General features: G+C 71.4%; 15 protein-coding genes. 7 read left to right on the top strand and 8 right to left on the bottom strand.

Going from position 1 to position 19,566, the window contains the following annotated elements; translation table 11 throughout:
* The first annotated feature begins 66 nt into the window (after positions 1-66).
* The 7 genes from ACGFJ2_RS42920 to ACGFJ2_RS42890 all read left to right on the top strand — a co-directional run bounded on the left by ACGFJ2_RS42920 (position 67) and on the right by ACGFJ2_RS42890 (position 7,672).
* Positions 67-1,518 carry an FAD-linked oxidase C-terminal domain-containing protein gene (locus ACGFJ2_RS42920; protein ID WP_393478310.1) on the top strand — a complete coding sequence of 484 codons (1,452 nt, stop codon included), beginning with the start codon at positions 67-69 and terminating at the stop codon, positions 1,516-1,518.
* A complete protein-coding gene (locus ACGFJ2_RS42915) occupies positions 1,518-2,705 on the top strand; it encodes an FAD-binding oxidoreductase (protein ID WP_393478307.1) in 1,188 nt (395 codons plus the stop codon). Before ACGFJ2_RS42920 ends, ACGFJ2_RS42915 begins: the two co-directional genes overlap by 1 nt.
* A 27-nt stretch (positions 2,706-2,732) precedes the next feature.
* Positions 2,733-3,950 carry a heterodisulfide reductase-related iron-sulfur binding cluster gene (locus ACGFJ2_RS42910; protein WP_358174350.1) on the top strand — a complete coding sequence of 406 codons (1,218 nt, stop codon included), beginning with the start codon at positions 2,733-2,735 and terminating at the stop codon, positions 3,948-3,950.
* 25 nt (positions 3,951-3,975) lie between these two features.
* Positions 3,976-4,722 carry an IclR family transcriptional regulator gene (locus ACGFJ2_RS42905; RefSeq protein ID WP_393478523.1) on the top strand — a complete coding sequence of 249 codons (747 nt, stop codon included), beginning with the start codon at positions 3,976-3,978 and terminating at the stop codon, positions 4,720-4,722.
* 19 nt (positions 4,723-4,741) lie between these two features.
* Positions 4,742-5,479, top strand: coding sequence for an IclR family transcriptional regulator (locus ACGFJ2_RS42900; protein ID WP_393478303.1), 738 nt, complete (start codon positions 4,742-4,744; stop codon positions 5,477-5,479).
* Positions 5,480-5,483: 4 nt separating this feature from the next.
* The gene (locus tag ACGFJ2_RS42895; RefSeq protein ID WP_225290696.1) at positions 5,484-5,696 is read left to right on the top strand and encodes a DUF2277 domain-containing protein; all 213 of its coding nucleotides are present in this window, start codon (positions 5,484-5,486) and stop codon (positions 5,694-5,696) included.
* Positions 5,697-5,758: 62 nt separating this feature from the next.
* Positions 5,759-7,672, top strand: coding sequence for a hypothetical protein (locus tag ACGFJ2_RS42890; RefSeq protein ID WP_393478300.1), 1,914 nt, complete (start codon positions 5,759-5,761; stop codon positions 7,670-7,672).
* 1 nt (position 7,673) lies between these two features.
* On the opposite strand, the gene ACGFJ2_RS42885 is transcribed toward ACGFJ2_RS42890, so the two are convergent.
* The 8 genes from ACGFJ2_RS42885 to ACGFJ2_RS42850 all read right to left on the bottom strand — a co-directional run bounded on the left by ACGFJ2_RS42885 (position 7,674) and on the right by ACGFJ2_RS42850 (position 19,548).
* A complete protein-coding gene (locus ACGFJ2_RS42885) occupies positions 7,674-8,342 on the bottom strand; it encodes an HNH endonuclease family protein (RefSeq protein ID WP_357947097.1) in 669 nt (222 codons plus the stop codon).
* A 63-nt stretch (positions 8,343-8,405) separates the two neighbouring features.
* Positions 8,406-11,627: a 2Fe-2S iron-sulfur cluster-binding protein gene (locus tag ACGFJ2_RS42880; RefSeq protein WP_393478297.1), complete on the bottom strand. Its 3,222-nt coding sequence runs from the start codon at positions 11,625-11,627 to the stop codon at positions 8,406-8,408.
* Positions 11,624-11,872 carry a sarcosine oxidase subunit delta gene (locus ACGFJ2_RS42875; RefSeq protein WP_393478295.1) on the bottom strand — a complete coding sequence of 83 codons (249 nt, stop codon included), beginning with the start codon at positions 11,870-11,872 and terminating at the stop codon, positions 11,624-11,626. Before ACGFJ2_RS42875 ends, ACGFJ2_RS42880 begins: the two co-directional genes overlap by 4 nt.
* Positions 11,872-13,074 (bottom strand): sarcosine oxidase subunit beta family protein, encoded by a 1,203-nt coding sequence (locus ACGFJ2_RS42870; protein WP_357947089.1) that lies wholly within the window; start codon positions 13,072-13,074, stop codon positions 11,872-11,874. The genes ACGFJ2_RS42875 and ACGFJ2_RS42870 overlap by 1 nt, the downstream gene beginning before the upstream one ends.
* Entirely contained in the window at positions 13,071-15,593 is a 2,523-nt protein-coding gene (locus ACGFJ2_RS42865; protein ID WP_393478292.1) for an FAD-dependent oxidoreductase, read from the bottom strand. Before ACGFJ2_RS42865 ends, ACGFJ2_RS42870 begins: the two co-directional genes overlap by 4 nt.
* A gap of 320 nt (positions 15,594-15,913) precedes the next feature.
* Positions 15,914-16,276: a phosphomannose isomerase type II C-terminal cupin domain gene (locus ACGFJ2_RS42860; protein WP_214638474.1), complete on the bottom strand. Its 363-nt coding sequence runs from the start codon at positions 16,274-16,276 to the stop codon at positions 15,914-15,916.
* Between the two features lie 192 nt (positions 16,277-16,468).
* Positions 16,469-17,227, bottom strand: a complete 759-nt coding sequence (locus ACGFJ2_RS42855; RefSeq protein ID WP_357947083.1) for a glucose 1-dehydrogenase — start codon at positions 17,225-17,227, stop codon at positions 16,469-16,471.
* A gap of 44 nt (positions 17,228-17,271) precedes the next feature.
* On the bottom strand, positions 17,272-19,548 hold the full coding sequence (locus tag ACGFJ2_RS42850) for a tetratricopeptide repeat protein (protein ID WP_357947081.1): 2,277 nt from the start codon (positions 19,546-19,548) through the stop codon (positions 17,272-17,274).
* Between the last annotated feature and the right edge of the window lie 18 nt (positions 19,549-19,566).

Raw genomic sequence — 19,566 nt, 5'->3', positions numbered from 1 at the left:
CCGGGTATGACCGAGGGTGACCGAGAGCCCGGTAGGACCAAGGATGGCCGACAGAAGGGGGGCGCCATGGTCGACAAGCCGCTCGACGAGCTGACGGCCGCGCTGCGCGCGCTGCTGCCCGCCGACTCGGTGATCACGGACCCGGTACGCCTGCGCACCTACGAGTGCGACGGCCTGACCTACCACCGAGCCACCCCGGGCGTCGTCGTACTGCCCGAGACGGCCGAGCAGATCGCCGGGGTGGTCCGCGCCTGCAACGACTTCGGAGTCCCGTTCGTGGCCCGCGGCTCCGGCACCGGCCTGTCCGGCGGGGCGCTCCCCCGCCAGGACGGCGTGCTGATCGTCACCTCCAAGATGCGCCGCGTCCTGGAGATCGACCTGCCCAACCGCCGGGCCGTCGTCGAGCCGGGCGTCACCAACCTGGCGATCACCGAGGCGGTCCGCGACCAGGGCTATTACTACGCCCCCGACCCCTCCAGCCAGCAGGTCTGCTCGATCGGCGGCAACGTGGCGGAGAACTCCGGCGGCGCCCACTGCCTCAAATACGGCTTCACGGTCAACCACATCGAAGCCTGCGAGATCGTCACCCCCGACGGCGACCTGGTGACGCTCGACCGGATGGATCCCGGCTACGACCTGCTCGGGGCGTTCATCGGCTCGGAGGGCACGCTGGGCATCGCCACCAAGATCACGGTACGACTGAGCCGCGCCCCCGAGGCCGTCACCACAGTGCTGGCCGCGTTCGAGAGCATCGAGCAGGGCGGGCGGGCGGTGTCGGCCATCGTCGGCGCCGGCATCGTGCCGGCGGCGATCGAGATGATGGACGCGCTGGCCATCGAGGCGGCCGAGGCGGCGGTGTCCTGCTCCTATCCCGAGGGCGCGGGCGCGGTGCTGATCGTGGAGCTCGACGGGCCGGAGCGGGAGGTCGCCCGGCAGTTCGCCCGGCTGCAGGAGATCTGCTCGGGGGCGTTCGAGCTGCGCACGGCCGACGACCCGGCCGAGCGGGCGGCGATCTGGAAGGGCCGCAAGTCGGCGTTCGCGGCCGTCGGCCGCATCAGCCCCGCCTACATCGTGCAGGACGGCGTGGTGCCCCGCACCTCGCTGCCGAAGGTGCTGGCCGCCATCGACCGGCTGTCGGAGGAGTACGGGATCAGGGTGGCCAACGTCTTCCACGCGGGCGACGGTAACCTGCACCCGCTGGTGCTGTTCGACGACGCGGAGCCGGGGGCGGGCGAACGGGCCGAGACGGTCTCGGGCGCCATCCTCGACCTGTGCATCGAGCACGGCGGGTCGATCACCGGTGAGCACGGGGTGGGCGTGGACAAGGCGAAGTACATGCCGAGGATGTTCTCCGCGGACGATCTCGACACCATGCAGCTCGTCCGCTGCGCCTTCGACCCGAAGGGCCTGTCGAACCCGGGCAAGGTGTTCCCCACGCCGCGGCTGTGCGGGGAGGTGCCGGGGGTGCGCAAGGGCGTCCATCCGCTGGTCGCCTCGGGGCAGGCGGAGCAGTTCTGATGGACGAGTTGGAGCGGACCGGCGTGACGGTCAGGGAGGCCGGGCCGGACGACGTCGTGGGCGGCGTGCGAGCGGGGGTGGTGGCCCTGCCCGAGTCGGTCGAGGAGATCTCGGCCGTGCTGCGCGCCTGCGCCGAGGCCGGCCTGGCGGTCGTGCCCGTGGGCGGCGGCACCAAGCTGCACTGGGGCCACCCGCCCGAGCGGTGTGACGTCCTGCTCGACCTGTGCTGCCTGAACGAGGTCGTCGAGCACGCCGCGGGCGACCTGGTGGTGAAGACCCAGGCCGGGGTGACGATGGACGCGCTGGCGGAAGCGCTCGCCGAGCAGGGGCAGGAGCTGGCGCTGGACGTGCCGTTCGCCGAGGGCGCCACGGTCGGCGGCACGCTGGCCGCCGCGACGGCCGGGCCGCGCGCCTTCCGCTACGGTACGGCCCGCGACCTGCTCATCGGCATCACCGTCGTGCTGCCGGACGGGACCGTGGCCAAGTCGGGCGGCCGGGTGGTCAAGAACGTCGCGGGCTACGACCTGGGCAAGCTGTTCACCGGCTCGTACGGCACCCTGGGCGTCATCGCCGAGGCCACGTTCCGGCTGCACCCGCTGCCCGCCGACCACCGCTATGTCGTGACCGAGCTCGCCCAGCGGCACGTTCAGGAGGTGACCGCGATGCTGGCCGCCTCCCAGGCCGAGCCGAGCGCGGTCGAGCTCGACTGGCCCGGCGGGGACGCGCCGATCACGCTGGCCGTGCTGGTCGAGGGCTCGGCCGCCGGGCAACGGGCCGAGGCGCTGCGCAAGGCGATCGGCGCGGGCGCCGTCACGGACGAGGCACCCGCCTGGTGGGGGCTGATCAGCGACGACGAGCTCCTGATCGAGCTGCGGTTCCCGCCCGCGCGGACGAGCGACGTCCTGGCGGAGGTACGCGATACCGGGCTCTCGCTCCGCGGCTCGCCCGTCGCAGGCCGGGTCTGGCTCCAGCCCACGGCCGAACCGCCTGCGGACTTCGCGGAGGTCGTGTCCGGCCTGCGGGAGCGCTTGACGCCGCTGGGCGGCCGGGTGACCGTGCTGGCCGCGCCGTACGAGGGCGTGGACCGCTGGGGGCCGGTGAGCGCGCTGCCGCTGATGCGGCGGGTCAAGGAGCGGTTCGATCCGGAGCGCCGGATGTCTCCCGGCCGGTTCATCGGCGGCATCTGAGTGAGCGGTAACCAGGAGGCATCTGGCATGACGTCCGGCGGTATCGACCCCAAGCTGATCAACGACTGCGTGCACTGCGGGTTCTGCCTGCCGACCTGTCCGACGTACACGCTGTGGGGCGAGGAGATGGACTCGCCGCGCGGCCGGATCCACCTGATGAAACAGCACGTCGAGGGCACCCCGGTGACGCCGGAGATGGCCGGGCACTTCGACGCCTGCCTCGGCTGCATGGCGTGCGTCACCGCCTGCCCGTCGGGCGTCCAGTACGACCGGCTGATCGAGCAGACGCGGGCCGAGGTCGAGCGGGTTCACGTGCGCGAGCCGCGCGAACGGGCGGTCAGGGAGATCGTGTTCAGCCTGTTCCCCTACCCGCGCCGGCTGCGGCTGCTGCGCCCCGGGATGGCGCTGGCCGAGCGGATGGCGCCGTTCCTGGAGCGGGTGCATCCCAGCCTCGGGGCGATGGCGGGGCTGGCACCCCGGGTCGGGCGCAGGCAGCGGATCCCGCGGCTGGTCCGGGCCAGAGGGCCGCGCCGGGCCGTGGTCGGCATGCTGACCGGGTGCGTGCAGGGCGAGTTCTTCCCCCAGGTCAACGCGGCCACCGCGCGGGTGCTCGCGCTGGAGGGCTGCGACGTGATCATCCCGCCCGGCCAGGGCTGCTGCGGGGCGCTCAGCGTGCACTCGGGGCGCGAGGAGCAGGCCAGGCGGCTCGCGCGGCGCACGGTAAGGACCTTCACCAGGGCCGGTGTGGACACGGTCGTGGTCAACGCGGCCGGGTGCGGGTCGTCCATGAAGGAGTACGGCCAGCTGCTGGGCAGCGAGCCGGGGTTCCGCGTGCTGGACCTGTCGGAATTCCTCGTCGAGCTGGGACCGGTGGCGGACCGGCATCCCCTGCCCGTCACGGTGGCCTATCACGACGCCTGCCACCTGGCCCACGCGCAGGGGATCCGGGCCCAGCCGCGCGAGCTGCTGAAGGCGATCCCGGGGCTGGACCTGCGAGAGGTGCCGGAGTCGGCCATCTGCTGCGGCTCGGCGGGGACGTACAACATCTTCCAGCCCGAGGCGGCCCGCGACCTGGGCGACCGGAAGGCCAAGTCGGTGGCCTCGACGGGCGCGGAGCTGCTGGTGTCGGCGAATCCGGGCTGCACGATGCAGATCGCCGCCGCGATGCGGCGCGGTGGCGCGCGGATCAGGGTGGCGCACACGGCCGAGGTGCTGGACGCGTCGCTGCGCGGGGTGTCCCTTTGACCGGACGGGGGTTGGGCGGGTGAGCGTGCAGTCTGTCGAGCGGGCGCTCGACGTGCTGGAGGCGCTGGCCGAACACGGTGGCGAGGCGGGGCTGTCGGAGATCGCGGCCAAGACCGGGCTGCCGTTCGGGACGATCCACCGGCTGCTGCAGACGCTCCTGGCCCGCGGCTACGTACGCCAGGAGTCGGACCGGCGCTACGCGCTGGGCGGCGGGCTGGTGCGGCTGGGCGGCATCGCCGAGAGCATGGTCGGGGTGTGGGCGCGGCCGTACCTGTCGAAGCTGGTGTCGCTGTCGGGTGAGACGGCGAACCTGGCGGTGCTGGAGGGCGACTTCATCGTCTATGTGGCGCAGGTGCCGTCGCCGCGCAGGCTGCGGATGTTCGCGGAGGTCGGGCGGCGGGTGCTGCCGCACAGCACGGCCGTGGGCAAGGTGCTGCTGGCCGGGCGGCCGGCGGAGGAGGCGGTCGCGGTGTTCGTACGGACCGGCATGCCGCGCCGCACCCCCAACACGATCACCGACACCGAGGGCATGCTCACCGAACTCGGCCTGGTCCGGGACCGCGGTTACGCCATGGACCTGGGCGAGGAGGAGCTCGGCGTGCACTGCCTGGCCGTGCCCGTGCACGACGGCAACCGGGTGGTGGCGGCCATGTCGGTCTCGGGCCCGGCGGAGCGGATCGACGCCCTCGACCGGGAGGAGCTGGCCGGGGCCATGCGGAAGCTCGCGCTCGACTTCGGCGCCGAGCTCAGCCCGATGGCCGGCGGGAGCTGAAGCATTAGTCTGTTGCGCTATGAGCAACACGTCCGTTCAGTCGGTCGATCGGGCCATCGCCATCCTGGAGATCCTGGCGCGCGAGGGCGCGACGCGGGTGACGGACCTCGCCGTCCAGCTCGATGTGCACAAGTCCACGGCCTTCCGGCTGCTGGCCGCGCTGGAGCAGGGCGGGCTGGTGGAGCAGAGCGGTGACCGCGGCCGCTACCGCCTGGGATTCGGCGTCGTACGGCTGGCGGGCGCGGCCACCGCGCAGCTGGACCTGTCGAAGGAGAGCCGCCCGGTGTGCCTGCGCCTGGCCGAGGCCGTCGGCGAGACCGTCAACATCGCGGTGCCCCAGGACGGCGACGCGGTGAACATCAGCCAGGTCCGCGGCCCCGCCGCGATCAGCGGGCACAACTGGGTGGGCCAGCGCACCCCCTCGCACGCCACCTCCAGCGGCAAGGTGCTGCTGGCGTTCGGGGCGCTGCGGCTGCCCGCCGAGCCGGCCCGTTACACGCCCTCGACGCTCACCGAGGCCGGGCGGCTGGGGCTGGCCGAGATCAGGGAGCGCGGCTGGGCCACCACGGTGGAGGAGCTGGAGGTGGGCCTGAACGCGGTGGCCGCGCCGATCAGGGGCAGCGACGGCTCGGTCGTGGCCGCGGTGAGCGTCTCGGGGCCGTCCTACCGGCTCACGCCCGAGCGGCTGCCCGAAGTCGGGGCGCTCCTGGCCGAGGGCGCGAGGGAGATAAGCCAGCGCATCGGCTATTACCGTTGACGGCATGTGTAGAAGCATCAAGACCCTGCGCCCGCCGTACACCGAGGACGTGACGGAAGACGACGTACGGGCGGCGGCGCTCCAGTACGTACGCAAGATCTCCGGGTTCCGCGCACCCGCCGCGCACAACGCGGAGGCGTTCGACCGGGCGGTCGAGACGATCACCAAGGCGTCGGAGGAGTTGCTCGCGGCGCTACAGGTGCGCGGAGGGCGTTGACACGATCCCCTGGTGGGAGAAGTCTCCCCTGTAACCGCATCCATCTCGCCAGGGGGCACCCCGTGATCAGTGGGCTGTATCAGGGTACGGACGGAGACTCGCGCCTCGAACTCCGGGTGGACGTGGACGGGGCGCGGCCCACCGGGCGGGTGAGCGGGGACCTGTTCACCACGGCCGGCGCGACCACGTCCTACGCCGGCTCGTTCGTGGTGAACACGGCGGCGGCGGTGGCCGAGGGCGCGGGGACGAAGATCGCCGGGCGCGGGACCTTCTCGTTCGACACCCCGGCCAAGGACGTGACGGTCGCGATCAGCGGCACCGTGGGCACCGCCCAGGTCGCCGGTCAGACCTATCAGCTGACGTTCTCCGGCCGCCACTTCCGGACCGTGCTTCTGGAGCAGGACTCGGTGGCGGGCACCGAACCGTTCGAGAAGTACCACACCGGGACCCTGCCCGGCCCGACCGGCTCGCCGGCGAGGGAGCTGAGCGTGGCCGCCGCCTACGACGAGGCGGGGATCCGCCTGACCGTCAACCCGCCCGGGGTGATCCCGGTCGACGGGTCGGGCGCGGACCTGGCGTGGGACGACGCCGAGCTGCATCACGCGATGACGCAGCAGTTCAGCGCGTTCGGGGACGTACCGGCCTGGCGGGTGTGGCTGCTGGTGGCCAGCAAGCACGTGGGCGGCTACCGGGGCATCATGTTCGACTACGACGACGCGCATCAGCGGCAGGGGTCCGCGGTCTTCTACGACGCGATCAAAGGCCGGACCCCGCAGGCGCAGCGCGCGCAGCTGCGCACGTACGTGCACGAGCTCGGCCACGCCTTCAACCTGCTGCACTCGTGGCAGAAGAACCTGGGCAACCCACCCCAGCCGCTCGGCCCGAACGGCGGCTTCGGCGACCTGTCCTGGATGAACTATGTCCAGAACTACCAACCCGGCGGCGAGCAGGGCTACTGGGCCGCCTTCCCCTTCCAGTTCACCGACCCCGAGCTCGTCCACCTTCGCCATGGTTTCTACCGGGATGTGGCCATGGGCGCGAACGCCTTCGGCACCGGCGCCGCCGACATCGCGCCCTTCGAGCAGCCGGTCGTGGACCAGTCAGGGCTGCGGCTCGAACTGCGGGCCAAGGAGTCGTTCGGCTTCGGCGAGCCCGTCGTGGTGGAGCTGAAGCTGTCCACGGCCGGGGAGCCGCGCACCACGCACGGCCACCTCCACCCCGACACCGAGTTCACCCAGGTCACCATCACCCAGCCGACCGGCAGGACCGTGCTCTACCGGCCGATGATGCGGCACTGCGTCGACACCTCACCCGACATCCGGCTCGACTCGGGCAACCCGGCCATGTACCGGAGCGCCTACATCGGGCACGGCCGCGACGGGCACTACTTCCAGCAGCCCGGCGAGTACCAGGTGCGCGGCCAGTACATCGCCGCCGACGGATCCCGCATCGTCTCCCCCGCCTGCCTGATCAAGGTGCGCTACCCGGTCGGCGCGGACGACCACCGGGTGGCCGAGCTGATGCTCGGCGACGAGCAGGGCAAGCTGTTCTCGCTGCTCGGCTCCGACTCGCCGACGCTGAGCTCGGGCAACCGGGCGCTGGACGAGGTGATCGACAGGTACGGCGGCCACCCGCTGGCCGTCTACGCCCGGATGGTCAAGGGGCTCAACGCCGAGCGGGAGTTCAAGGCGATCACCGCCGCCAAGCAGGTACGGGTCCGGCCGCCGGACCTCAAGCAGGGCATCGAGCAGCTCACCGCGGTGGCCCGTGACGCCAGCGTCGACAACATCACCCTGAACATGGTGCTGCGCCGCCTGGCCAGGGCCGAAGCCCGGCAGGGCGACCTCGATCGGGCGAACGCGGTGATGGACAAGATGGTCGCGCTGTTCCAGGCCAAGGGCGTCAACCCCATCGTCATGGGACAGATCAGACGGCAGGCCGAGCTCACTAAGGCTGCGCTCAGCGCGGAGACCTGACTCAGCAAGAGTCGAGAATGCCGGTCATCGCGTCCTTCTCACCGGTGGTAAGCCACAGGTCGTACTTCGCTTTCACGTCGATCTGCTTGGCGATGTAGGTGCAGCGGTAGGCCTTGCGCGGCGGCAGCCAGGTCGCGGCGTCGGAGTCGCTCTTCTGGCCGTTGAGCGGCCCGTCCACGGCCATCAGGTTCATCGGGTCGTTGGCGAACTCCTTGCGCTTGTCCGCCGTCCACTGCTGCGCGCCCTTCTGCCAGGCGTCCGACAGCGGGATCAGGTGGTCGATCTGCACGGCGGTGCTGGTGTCCTGGCCGCGCTTGAACGTGATGGTCTTGCCGCTGTAGGGGTCGTCCAGCACGCCGGTGAGGACGATGCAGTCGTGCGTGCCCGACTTGAACGTCTCGTCCTTCAGGTCGCGCTTCAGAATGTCGTTACGCGTGTCGCAGCCGTTGTGGTCGACGTCCGCCCAGGCCGGGCCGAACTTCTCGCGCTCGAAGCCGGTACGCGGCGCGCGTCCTTTGACGGCGAGCTTGGCCAGCTTCTTGCGGGCGTCCCCGACGTCGGCCGACGAAGCCTTGCCCGTGTCGGCTTTAGGTGTCTGCGCATCCAGTTGCCCGCATCCCGCGAGCAATCCCACTGTGGCCAAACCGGCCAAACCCACCCGAAGCCGCACGCTCCACCCCCAGACTCAAGTTTTCGTAAAGTCTAGGTAGAGCAATTACCCCTAAGCGCCTATTTATCCCTCAAGTGCGTCAAGCAACCATTCGGCGAGGTAAGAGGCGTAGGACGAACGCACGTAGATCCGGTAGCCGCCCTCCCCTTCCGGACCTTCCGGATCGGAGAACCGTTCGAGCAGGACGGCCGCCTTGCCCAGCAGCGTCTGGGCGTGCCCCGGGAACACCGCCGGGTGCAGGTCGATCGGGCAGCCGGTGATCAGGACGTCCAGCGCGCCCGGCCCCGTGAGCTCCAGCACGGTCCGCTGCCCCGACACATCCACCCACCCGGGCCGCTCCTCCGCACCCCCCGACGCGTCCACCCTCCCGGGCTGCTCTTCGGCGTCCTCTGTCACGAGCCACCAGTCGGGTCCCAGCCGCAGCCCCACTCCCGGATCAGCCCCGCGAACCTCCCACATCCGCACGAAGGGCACCTCGCGCAGGCGTACCCGCTCGGAACCGGCGGCCTCGAAGCGGTCGGTGAAGGCCGCCGCCGGGCTCTCCTTGCGGCAGTCCGCCACTCGCCCGGCGACCGCCCGCGCAGCCGGATCACCGTCGCGCCGGGTGTTGCCGGGATCGTAGAAGACCGGCTCGACCACCGTCACGGGCACGGCCGCCTCTCCCGACACCGCCGACAGCCGGTCGCCGACGGCCACGTCACGGACCATGGCGAGGCTGAAGCTCCGCCCGAGCGCCGCGCTCAGGTAGCTGGACGTCACATGCCCCAGCATCGGCCCAGTCTGGCCCACGAGCTGGGCGCCCTCCGCCACGAACGCGGCCGGATCATCGCTGAGCAGCCCCACCAGCCGCTTGCGCCCGTCGCGGGCGGTGTCGGGCCGCGCGTGCGAGCGCTTGCCCACGAAGTCGGGCTTGCGCTTCGACACCAGCCACGACATGCCGAGGTCCTGCGGGGTGACCGTGCCGTCGGTCTCCTGGCCGACGATGGCGAACCCCTTCTCGGCCCGCAGCACGTGCATGGTCTCGGTCCCGTACGGCACCGCGCCCAGGTCCAGCACGCTCTCCCAGAGCGACCTGCCGTACCACCAGGGCACGTTGACCTCGTAGGCCAGTTCGCCGGAGAAGCTGATCCTGAACACCCGCCCGTCGACGCCCAGCACGCTCGTGGCCGCGTACGTCATGAACGCCAGCTCCTCGGCCCCCGGCGCGATCAGTCCGATGATCTCCCGCGCCTTGGGTCCCACCACCGCGACCGTTGCCCAGTGGTCCGTCACGGACGTGAACGACACCTCGAGCCCCGGCCACTCGGTCTGCCGCCACTCCTCCAGCCAGTCGAGCACGGCCGCCGCGTTGCCGGTGGTCGTGGTCATCAGATAGTGGTCATCGGCCAGCCGCGTGGTCGTACCGTCGTCGAACACCATCCCGTCGGCGGTGCACATCACCCCATAGCGGCACGAGCCAACGCGCAGCGTGGAGTACATGTTCGTGTAGATCCGGTCGAGGAACTCCCCCGCGTCGGCGCCCCTGACGTCGATCTTCCCGAGTGTGGAGGCGTCCATGGCGGCGACAGCCGTACGGGCCGCCCGGCACTCGCGCAGCACCGCCTGCTCCATCGTCTCGCCGTCGAGCGGGAAGTAGCGGGGCCGCTTCCACTGCCCGACGTCCTCGAACACGGCGCCCCACGCGACGTGCGAGGCGTGTGGCGCGGTCGTCCTGATCGGGTCGGAGAGCGCGCCCCGGTCACGTCCGGCGAGCGTGGCGAAGGACACAGGTGTGTACGGCGGGCGGAACGTGGTCGTACCCACCTGTCCGGGAGCGGCACCGAGCAGCGCGGACATCACCCCCGCCACCACGGCGCCCGACGTCTTGCCCTGGTCGGCGCCGGTTCCGGCGGTGGTGTAGCGCTTGACGTGCTCCACGGACCGCATGCCGGTCCCCGCGGCCCTGGCGAGATCGGCCACGGTGACATCTCGCTGCAGATCGGCGAATGCGTCGGTCGACTGCGGGTCCACCGCCCAGAGCGCCGCCGGGGGCCGCAGGGGGAGCTCGTCGGTCTCCGGTACGCGGAAGCCGCCTCCCTGCCTCTTGCCCGTCGGCCGGGCCGCCTGGCAGCCCGCCGCGTAGCCGTCCTGGATGGCCTCAGCGGTGCCGTAACGGCCCCGGCAGGCACCGGCGGAGCGTTCGGCCTGAGCGGAGACGCCGGGCACGAACGCCTGCGCCTCCTCGTCGAACACGGTCCGGCCCTGCGACTGGCTGAACAAGTGGACGACCGGGTTCCAGCCGCCGGCGACGGCCAGCAGGTCGGCCTCGAAGCGCCGGTCGCCGACCAGGACCTCGGTGAGCAACCCGTCGGCATCCGCCACGGTCCCCGTGACGACCTGCCCGGCGAGCGCTTCGGCACCGGCTTGTGGGCGCGGGTCGATGATGGCGGCGATCTCGACCCCGGCCGCCCGCAGGTCGCGGGCCGCCTCGTAACCCGAGTCCGTACAGGCGAAGACGACCGCCCGGCGGCCGGGCCGTACGCCATACCGGTTGACGTAGGTACGGGCGGCCGAGGCGAGCATCACGCCGGGCCGGTCGTTGCCGGGGAAGGCGATCGAGCGCTCCTGCGCGCCGGTCGCCAGGACGACCTGGGCAGCGCGCAGATGCCACAGCCGCTCACCCCGGGGGCGGCGCTCGACGGCCACCACGTAGTTGTGGTCGTAGTAGCCGATCGCCGTGGTCCTGGTGAGCACCCGGACGTCGGGCATGGACGCCAGCCGGGCCCGTACCAGGGCCACCCAGTCGAGCGCGCGGGCGCCGTCCAGGCGGACCCGGCTGTTGAGCAGGTCGCCGCCAAGCCGGGGCTGGTCGTCGACGAGGATCACCCGGGCGCCCGCCACCCCGGCGCTGAGCGCGGCGGCCAGCCCGGCGGGGCCGCCGCCGACCACCAGGACGTCACAGTGCAGGTAGCCCTTGTCGCGGCGGCGATCATCGGTCGCGTGCGGGTTCACCCGGCCCTTGCCGCGCAGGCTCCACGCCGCCAGTCCCTCGTACAACTCCACGGTAGTGGCCGCCAGCATCGGGTCGGCACCCACGCGGACCAGGGCGTTCGGCTCCTCGGGGCCGGCGGAGAAGACGCCGCGCGGGCGGCCCAGCTCGACGCTGTGGCCGACCACGCGCACGCCGTTGGCCAGCAGCGCGGAGGCGAGCGTGTCGCCGGGATGCCCCTCCATGCGGCGACCGTCGAAGCTGAACGACAGCACGACGGAGCGGTCCACCAGACCGCCCCTGTCCAGACGGTTCATGGGGCCTTCCAGAATTCGTGGGTGACGGTGTGCCGCCGGAGCGTGAACCAGGTCCGGCAGCCATGCACGTGGAACCAGCGCTCGTCGAACCAGCCCTTGGGGTTGTCCCGCCGGAACACGTACTCGGCCCACTCCGCGTCCGTGACGGTGGCGGGCGTCTCGGGGTAGGCGATGCCGGCCTGCCCGCCGTAGCGGAACTCGTTCTCGTCGCGGGGCCCGCAGTGGGGGCAGTCGATGAGCAGCATCAGTGCGCCACCGCCGCCGCGCCGTGCTCGTCGATGAGCGCCCCGGTGGTGAACCGCTCCAGCGCGAACGGCTCGGCGAGCGGATGCGGCTCACCGTGCGCGATCGTGTGCGCGTACACCCACCCGGAGCCCGGCGTGGCCTTGAAGCCGCCGGTGCCCCAGCCCGCGTTGACGAACAGCCCGTCCACCGGGGTACGCCCGATGATCGGCGAGGCGTCGGGCGAGACGTCCACGATGCCGGCCCAGGTTCGCAGCACCCGCACCCGGCTGAAGATCGGGAACAGCTCCAAGGCCGCCGCCATCTGCGCCTCGATGACGTGGAAGGCGCCCCGCTGACCGTAGGAGTTGTAGGAGTCGATGCCCGCGCCCATGACCAGCTCGCCTTTGTGCGCCTGGCTCACGTAGACGTGCACGGCGTTCGACATCACCACGCAGTCGAGCACCGGTTCCAGCAGCTCCGACACCAGCGCCTGCAGGGGATGCGACTGGAGCGGCAGCCGGATCCCGGCCTCGGCCGCGAGCACCGAGGTGTGCCCGGCGGACGCGAGCGCGATCTTCCCGGCCGCGATCCGCCCCCGGGAGGTCTGTACGGCCACCGCCCGGTTCCCGGTGATCTCGAAGCCGGTGACCTCACAGCCCTGGATCAGGTCGATGCCATAGGCGTCGGCCTTGCGGGCCAGGGCCCAGGCGACGTGGTCGTGCTTGGCGATGCCGCCCCGCCGTTGCAGCGTGGCGCCCATGACGGGGTAGCGGGCGCGCTCGGAGACGTTGATGACCGGGCAGAATTTCTTGACCTCGTCGGCGTCCAGCCACTCGGCGTCGACGCCGTTGAGCCGGTTGGCGTTGACCCGCCGCCTGCCCTCACGCACGTCGCCCAGGTTGTGCGCCAGGTTGAGCACGCCGCGCTGGCTGAACTGCAGGTCGTAGTCCAGCTCCTGGCTGAGGCCCTCCCACAGCTTGAGCGAGTGCTCGTAGATGGCGGCGCTCTCGTCCCACAGGTAGTTGGAGCGGATGATCGTGGTGTTGCGCGCCATGTTGCCGCCGGCCAGCCAGCCCTTCTCCAGTACGGCGACGTTCGTGATCCCGTGGTTCTTGGCCAGGTAGTAGGCGGTGGCCAGGCCGTGCCCGCCGCCGCCGACGATGACCACGTCATAGGCGGGCCCGGGGTCGGGGTTGCGCCAGAGAAAGTCCGGGTGGGTCACCTTCTGATCTTCTCCATCTTGGGGTCGAACAGGGGCTCGGTGGCGACTTCGGCCGGGACTCGCCGCCCGAAATACGAAATCTCGACATGCGTCCCGGGGGTGGTCAGCTCGATCGGCAGCCAGGCGTACGCGATCGGCCGCTGGATCGTGTGCCCGTAGGCGGCGCTCGTCACGTAACCGACCGTGCGGCCCGCGTGCCGTACCGGCTCCTTGCCCATCACGACCTCCGCGCTGAGCAGCGGGACCAGCTTGCGGGTGAGCTCGGTGGACAGCGCGTCCCGGCCGAGGAAGTCCTTGCCGTCCTTGACGGCGAAGGCCAGCCCCGCCTCGTACGGGCTGTGCTCCGGGGTCATGTCGACGCCCCAGAGCCGATAGCCCTTCTCCAGCCGGAGGCTGTTGAACGCGGCCCGGCCCCCGGCGATCGGCAGGCCCGTCGCCCAGAGTGTGTCCCAGAGCTTGAGGCCCAGGTCGGCGCTGGTGTAGAGCTCCCAGCCGAGCTCGCCGACGTAGGAGACGCGCATCGCGGTCACCGGGACGTGCCCGACGTATCCGGTCTTGAGGCTGAAGTAGCGGAAGCCCTCATGGGACAGGTCCATGTCCGTGAGGGGCTGAAGGAGCTCCCTGGTCTGCGGCCCCCACACGCCGACGCAGCAGGTGCCGGGCGTGATGTCCCGGACGTACACGCCGCCGGGGGCGTGGCGGGTCAGCCAGTCGAGGTCGAGGTTGCCGTTGGCGCCGATCTGGAACCGGTCCTCCGCCAGCCGCGCCACCGTGAGATCGGAGCGCACACCGCCGCTCGCGTCCAGGAGCAGCGAGTAGGTGACCGAGCCGGGCTTCTTGTCGACGTTGTTCGTGGTCAGGTACTGCAGGAACGCCACCGAGCCAGGGCCGCCGACCTCGATCCGCTTGAGCGAGGTCATGTCGTACAGCGCCACGTTCTCCCGGGTCGCGTACGACTCCGCGGCGGCGACCGGCGACCAGTAGCGGCTGGCCCACTGGTCCCGCTGGGCCACGCCGAGCAGTCGCTCGACCGCCATGCCGCGCGCCTCTTCGGGCAACTCGGCTTCTGGCTGCTCGGCTTCTGGCTGCTCGGCTTCTGGCTGCTCGGCCGCCTGGCTGTGGTGCCTCAGCACCAGGTCCTCCAGCAGCGGCAGATTCGCCTCGAACCAGTGCGGACGCTCCCAACCGGCCGCCTCCAGGAAGTAGCCGCCCAGCTCGAGCTGCCTGACATAGAACGGGCTGGTCCGCATCGGCCGCGGCGACTCCATCGGCTGGAGCGGGTGGATGACGTCGTAGACCTCGACGAAGTTCTGCTTACCGCGCTCTTCGACGAACGCGGGCGACAGCTGCACCGGCTCGAACCGGCTCAGCTCGCATTCATGCAGGTCGAAGCTGGACCGCCCGTCGACGAGCAGCTCTGCCACCGCCCTGGCCACGCCCGCCGAGTGGGTGACCCAGACGGCCTCGGCCAGCCAGAACCCGTCCAGGTGCGGCGCCTCGCCGATCAGCGGGAACCCGTCGGGGGTGAAGGAGAAGATCCCGTTGATGCCGTCCTCGTACGTGGACTCCTTGAGCGCCGGCAGCAACTCGACCGCGTCCCGCCACGCGGGATCGAAGTCCTCCTCGGTGAACGCCTGCACCGAGGGCATCACCGTGCCCTTGGGCCCGATCTCGTCCTGCCGGACCGGCATCGGCCGGTGCGCGTAGGAGCCGATCCCGATACGGTCGCCGTGGCCGCGGAAGTACAGGTCGCGATCCTGGTGCCGCAGGATGGGCCCGTCCGGCACGCCCGGCGTCCGCGCCTTGGCGTACTGGTGGGCCAGCGGCAGCAGCGGCACGGTCAGCCCCGCCAGCCGCCCGATCGCCGGCCCCCAGAACCCGGCGGCGCACACGACCACCTCGGCGGCCAGCACCCGATACTCGACCTCGCGCGACTCCGGCCGCCGGACCTCGACGGCGACGCCGGTCACCCGGCCGCCCCCCTGCTCGACGCCCACGACCGTGTGGTGCGGAAGGAACCTGGCGCCCCGCTCGACCGCCCGCCGCGCCTGCGCCTCACCGCAGCTCACGGCCGCGGCCAGCCCATCGGTGGGGACGTGGAAGCCGCCCAGCACCTTGCCCCTGTCGAGCAGCGGCCAGAGCTCCACGCACTGGTCGGCGTCGACCAGCCGCCCCTCGACGCCCCAGGACTCGGCCCATCCCTGCTTGCGGTGCAGGTCCGTCCACCGCTCCTCGGTGGTGGCCACTTCCAGGCCGCCGACCTGGTCGAAGCAGGCCCGCCCGGCGAGGGCCAGTTCGCTGTACTTGCGCACGGTATAGGAGGCGAACTCGGTCATGGTCTTGGATGGGTTCGTCTGGAACACGAGTCCGGGAGCATGCGAGCTCGACCCACCGGCGGCGAACAAGGGCCCCTGATCGACGACGGTGACATCGGTCCACCCCCGCCCGGTGAGCTCGTCGGCCAGGGCACAGCCCACGATGCCGGCTCCAATGATCACCAAACGAGGCCGGCTCACCATGCGCCCTCCGGTTGTTCCCTAATACGCAACAAGCACCGGACTACGCAACGAACATAGAGCCCGCCGCAGCCTCGGACAAGGCCCCGGCAAGGTCACATGTCGCCCGGGGAGGGGCATACCGAATCGCCACCGGCTCTCAGCCGGACCACGGACGAGGCCCAGAACGCGCACGTCACGGCGCCCAGCGCGCTCCACCGGAGGAGCGTGTCCCTGGACAGGCCCCGGCCCTGTGCGGGGGTGGGGCCCACCGTGCTCTGCCGTAAAAAAAAGAGGATCCCGCCTGAAAAGGCGGGACCCCTCACGATGGGAGAGCCGGGCGGCTACGAACGCCCGTACGAGTCCTCAAGGCGCTCGATGTCGTCCTCGTCGAAGTGACCGAAGGCGATCTCGAGGATCCGCGTCGCGGGCCCGGACGAGCTGAGCCGGTGCGTCTGGCCCTGCTGGATCAGCACCCGATCCCCCACGGCGGGCTCGATGCGCTTCCCGTCCACCTCGAACACGCACCCCGGGTCGAGCGCCACCCACAGCTCGGAGCGGTGCTCATGACGCTGCAGGCTCAGCCGCTGCCCCGGCGAGACCTCGATGATCTTAACGGTGGACACCTCGTTGAGGGTGAACCGCTCGAACCCACCCCACGGCCGCTCATCACGGATAACAGCCGCCAGCCTGTCGATGTCCTGCATCGCCCCTCCATGGAAAAATCACGCCATAAACCCGCGCTCAAACTACCAGGCATCCCCTGATCAGGCGGTACGCGGTCCGGCGCCGCAGCCAGACGACGCACAGCCCAGAGACGCACGACCGACCTACTCGCAGCCAGACGACGCACAAGCCCGGCGATACGCAACCGGCCGGCTCGCGGCCAGACGAGTTGGTCAGGTGATGAGGATGCCGCCGTCGACGGGCAGGACGACGCCCGTGATGTACGACGACGCGTCACTCGCCAGGAAGACCGCCGCGGCCACCAGCTCCGCCGCCTCCCCCACCCGGCCCATGACCACCCGCTGCGCGACCATCCGCTCCATGTACTCGGGCTTGAACTGCACCGTCATCTCCGAGGCGAAGAACCCGGGCTCCAGGCAGTTGACCCGGATCCCCCGCCGCCCCGTCCATTGCTGCGCCAGGTCGCGGGTCAGCCCGATCACCGCCGCCTTCGACGCGCTGTAGGCGGCCTGCGGCAGCCCGGCCGTCGTCTCCGCCAGGATGCTGCCGATGTTGACGATCGACGAGCCGGGCCGCATCACCCGTGCGCACGCCTGCGCCATCCAGTACGTGCCGTGCAGGTTGATGTCGACCACCTGCCGGAACTCCTCCGGCGTCTCCCGCAGCGCCGGCACGGCGGTGCCGACCCCGGCGTTGTTGATCAGCACGTCGACCGCGCCCATGGTCTCCACGGCCGCGTCGACCAGCGCCTGGCAGTCCTCGACCTTGGCCACGTCGGTCCGCACGGCCAGGCACCGGCGGCCGGTCTCCTCGACCAGCCGCCGCGTCTCGTCCAGCCGATCCTGCCGCCGGGCCCCGATCACGATGTCGGCCCCGGCCTCGGCCAGCCCGCGGGCGAAGGCCACGCCCAGCCCCGACGACGCGCCGGTGACGATGGCGACCTTCCCGTCAAGGCTGAAGCGTTGCAGCATCCTGGAGACCGTAATCCTTGTCGAGGTTGACGCGGTGCTGAATCCTAGAGACCGTATTCCTTGACGATCCGCTCGTGACGCTCGACCTCCACGTCGACCTCCTTGGCCAGGTCGAGCCAGGCCAGCGGGTGCGACCAGCGCTCGGTGGCGTCGTCGAGCAGGGCGTCGACCTCGGTCGCCGACACGTCCGGCGGCACCGCGACCCAGCCGAACACGCCGGGCAGCGGCTCGCCACCGGTCGGGTGGGTGACCATGTAGTTCTCGTCGCTGTAGACCCACATCGGCCAGCCGCGCTCGGCCATGACCTCGGTGAACTCCGCCCAGTCCTCCTCGCTCGGCGCGGCGCCGTCGAAGAAGTAGCTGGTGTAGCCGCCGGGGCGGAGGATGCGCACCGCGGCGAAGGGCGGCACGAAGTTCTGCTGCTCTTCGGGGTCGTCGGGGACCGGCTCCAGCAGCTGCGGGTCGAACACGACCAGGTCGCCGGCGTTGTAGTCCATGCCGCGCGGCTGCGGCAGGGCGAGCCGGGCGGTGGCCGGGCCGGTGCGGATGGACAGGATCTGGCGCTGGCCGCCGTCGGGCGCGGGGAGGATGACCCGGATCAGGCCCATCTCCTCCTCGATCGGCCCTTCGGTCGACTTGACCGGCATGCCGATCTTGGCCGTGCCCTTGCGGACGATGTCCCAGTCCTCGCTCGAGGTGGCCATGACGATCATGCGCCAGGTGTCCTCTTCGGTGATCTCGTCGATCACTTCGAGCAGCGCCCTGGCGCCCTTGGCGTTGTCGTCGAGCTGCTGGGCCGCGGTGGCGACCAGGCGGCGCGCCTCGATGCCGCCCCCGGCGGCCACGGCGTGCTCGGCCGCCTCCAGCGCCTCCGGCCAGCGCTCGCGGGCGCTGTGGAGACGGGCCATCGCGAGGTATTGGGTGTCGTGCGGCAGCAGCGCCGCCATCTGCTCCAGCCGCTCGTCCTGGCGGGCCTCGATGAGCAGCGTGGTCAGCGTGGAGACGTCGTCGGCGTCGGCGGTGGCGATGTCGCCGGAGTCGACCAGCAGCTTCCAGTAGATGTCGGCGCCCGTCGCCGGGTAGCCGAGGAAGCCGAGCGTGGTGGTGTGGCGGCGGGTGGTCTCCAGGTCCTCGCCGGACCTCGGGGCCAGCCAGCCGGTCCACCGCTCGGGGTCGGCGTTGTGGCCGTCGGCGGCGTCGAAGTAGGCGACCCGCTCCTCGACCGGGCAGGGCGCGGGCGGCTCGGTCGTCGCGTCGGCGGCGGCGCGCAGGGCGGCGATCCGCTCGGCCACGCCCGTGCTGTCGCGCAGCTCGGCGGCGGCCGACTGGGCCAGGTCGGCCAGCAACTTCGCCTGCCAGACGCTCTGCCTGCCGATGGCCAGCTCGCCCGCGACCAGCGAGAGCTCGAAGCGGGCGCGGTAGCCGCCCATCATGCCGTAGTAGTCGATCCACTGGCGCAGCACGCGGCCCAGCTGCCAGGTGTTGGTGATCTGCGAGGAGCCGGCCAGCTTGGCGACGGCGTGCGTCCACTCGACCCACGAGCGCGGGTGCTCGCCGACCACGTCGAGGTCGGGCAGCGCGTCGACGGCCTCGGCGATGCGGCCCAGCGTGGCCAGGATCAGCGCGCGGCGTACGCCGTCGTTGCGCTCCTTGGACACCGGGTCGTCGGCCTGGAAGTCGGCCGCGGCCTGGAGCGCGGCCAGCGCGTCCTCACCGCGCCCGGCGGCCAGCAGCGCGCGGGCGCTCTCGGCGCCGAGCTCCCAGCTGGCCTCGCGGTCGGCGGCGCGCAGCCGCTCGACGGCGGTCTCGGCGTAGGTGACGGCCTCTCCGGCCCGGCCCGCGTCGATGAGCGCGGCGACGTATTGCGTCACCAGCCCGGTGTAGGCGGGGTTGGCCGGCTCCAGGTCCTGGATGACCGCGTCGAGCGTCTCCAGGCGCTCGCCGGCGTAGCCCGGACCGTCGGCGTTGGCCCACGCCAGGGCGAGCGCCTCGACCGCGGCCGGGGTGGCCGGGCAGTCACGCACCTCTTCGCGCTGAGCGAACGACAGCAGGTGCTCGGCGTCACCGATCGCGACGGCACCCTGCGCACGGTCGCCCACGCGGCCGAGCAGGTGCCAGTAGCGGGCGTAGAACTCGAGCCACGGGAGCTCCAGGGCCTCCGCCTGCTGGGCGATGGCCGGAGCCATCACGTCTAGCTGGGGGTATCGCCCCTCGTAGGCCTGTGCGGGCAGGTCTCCCAGCGCCATGGCGAGCCCCACGTTGCCCGCCTCAGAAAGCTGCTGCTGGGTTTCACCGACCCAGGCCCAGATGTCCACGTCCATGAGCAGTCAGTCTGCCAG

Source organism: Nonomuraea sp. NPDC049028, from assembly GCF_043197735.1.
Lineage (GTDB): Bacteria > Actinomycetota > Actinomycetes > Streptosporangiales > Streptosporangiaceae > Nonomuraea.
Note: the sequence above shows the minus strand (reverse complement) of the source record. Positions and strands in the feature narration are given on the sequence as shown.

Coding starts and splice junctions, on each gene's coding strand:
- ACGFJ2_RS42865 (WP_393478292.1), bottom strand. CDS start 15,593: ATGGTGAGCCGGCCTCGTTTGGTGATCATTGGAGCCGGCATCGTGGGC.
- ACGFJ2_RS42920 (WP_393478310.1), top strand. CDS start 67: ATGGTCGACAAGCCGCTCGACGAGCTGACGGCCGCGCTGCGCGCGCTG.
- ACGFJ2_RS42850 (WP_357947081.1), bottom strand. CDS start 19,548: ATGGACGTGGACATCTGGGCCTGGGTCGGTGAAACCCAGCAGCAGCTT.
- ACGFJ2_RS42875 (WP_393478295.1), bottom strand. CDS start 11,872: ATGCTGCTCATCGACTGCCCCCACTGCGGGCCCCGCGACGAGAACGAG.
- ACGFJ2_RS42860 (WP_214638474.1), bottom strand. CDS start 16,276: ATGCAGGACATCGACAGGCTGGCGGCTGTTATCCGTGATGAGCGGCCG.
- ACGFJ2_RS42855 (WP_357947083.1), bottom strand. CDS start 17,227: ATGCTGCAACGCTTCAGCCTTGACGGGAAGGTCGCCATCGTCACCGGC.
- ACGFJ2_RS42910 (WP_358174350.1), top strand. CDS start 2,733: ATGACGTCCGGCGGTATCGACCCCAAGCTGATCAACGACTGCGTGCAC.
- ACGFJ2_RS42900 (WP_393478303.1), top strand. CDS start 4,742: ATGAGCAACACGTCCGTTCAGTCGGTCGATCGGGCCATCGCCATCCTG.
- ACGFJ2_RS42880 (WP_393478297.1), bottom strand. CDS start 11,627: ATGAACCGTCTGGACAGGGGCGGTCTGGTGGACCGCTCCGTCGTGCTG.
- ACGFJ2_RS42895 (WP_225290696.1), top strand. CDS start 5,484: ATGTGTAGAAGCATCAAGACCCTGCGCCCGCCGTACACCGAGGACGTG.
- ACGFJ2_RS42915 (WP_393478307.1), top strand. CDS start 1,518: ATGGACGAGTTGGAGCGGACCGGCGTGACGGTCAGGGAGGCCGGGCCG.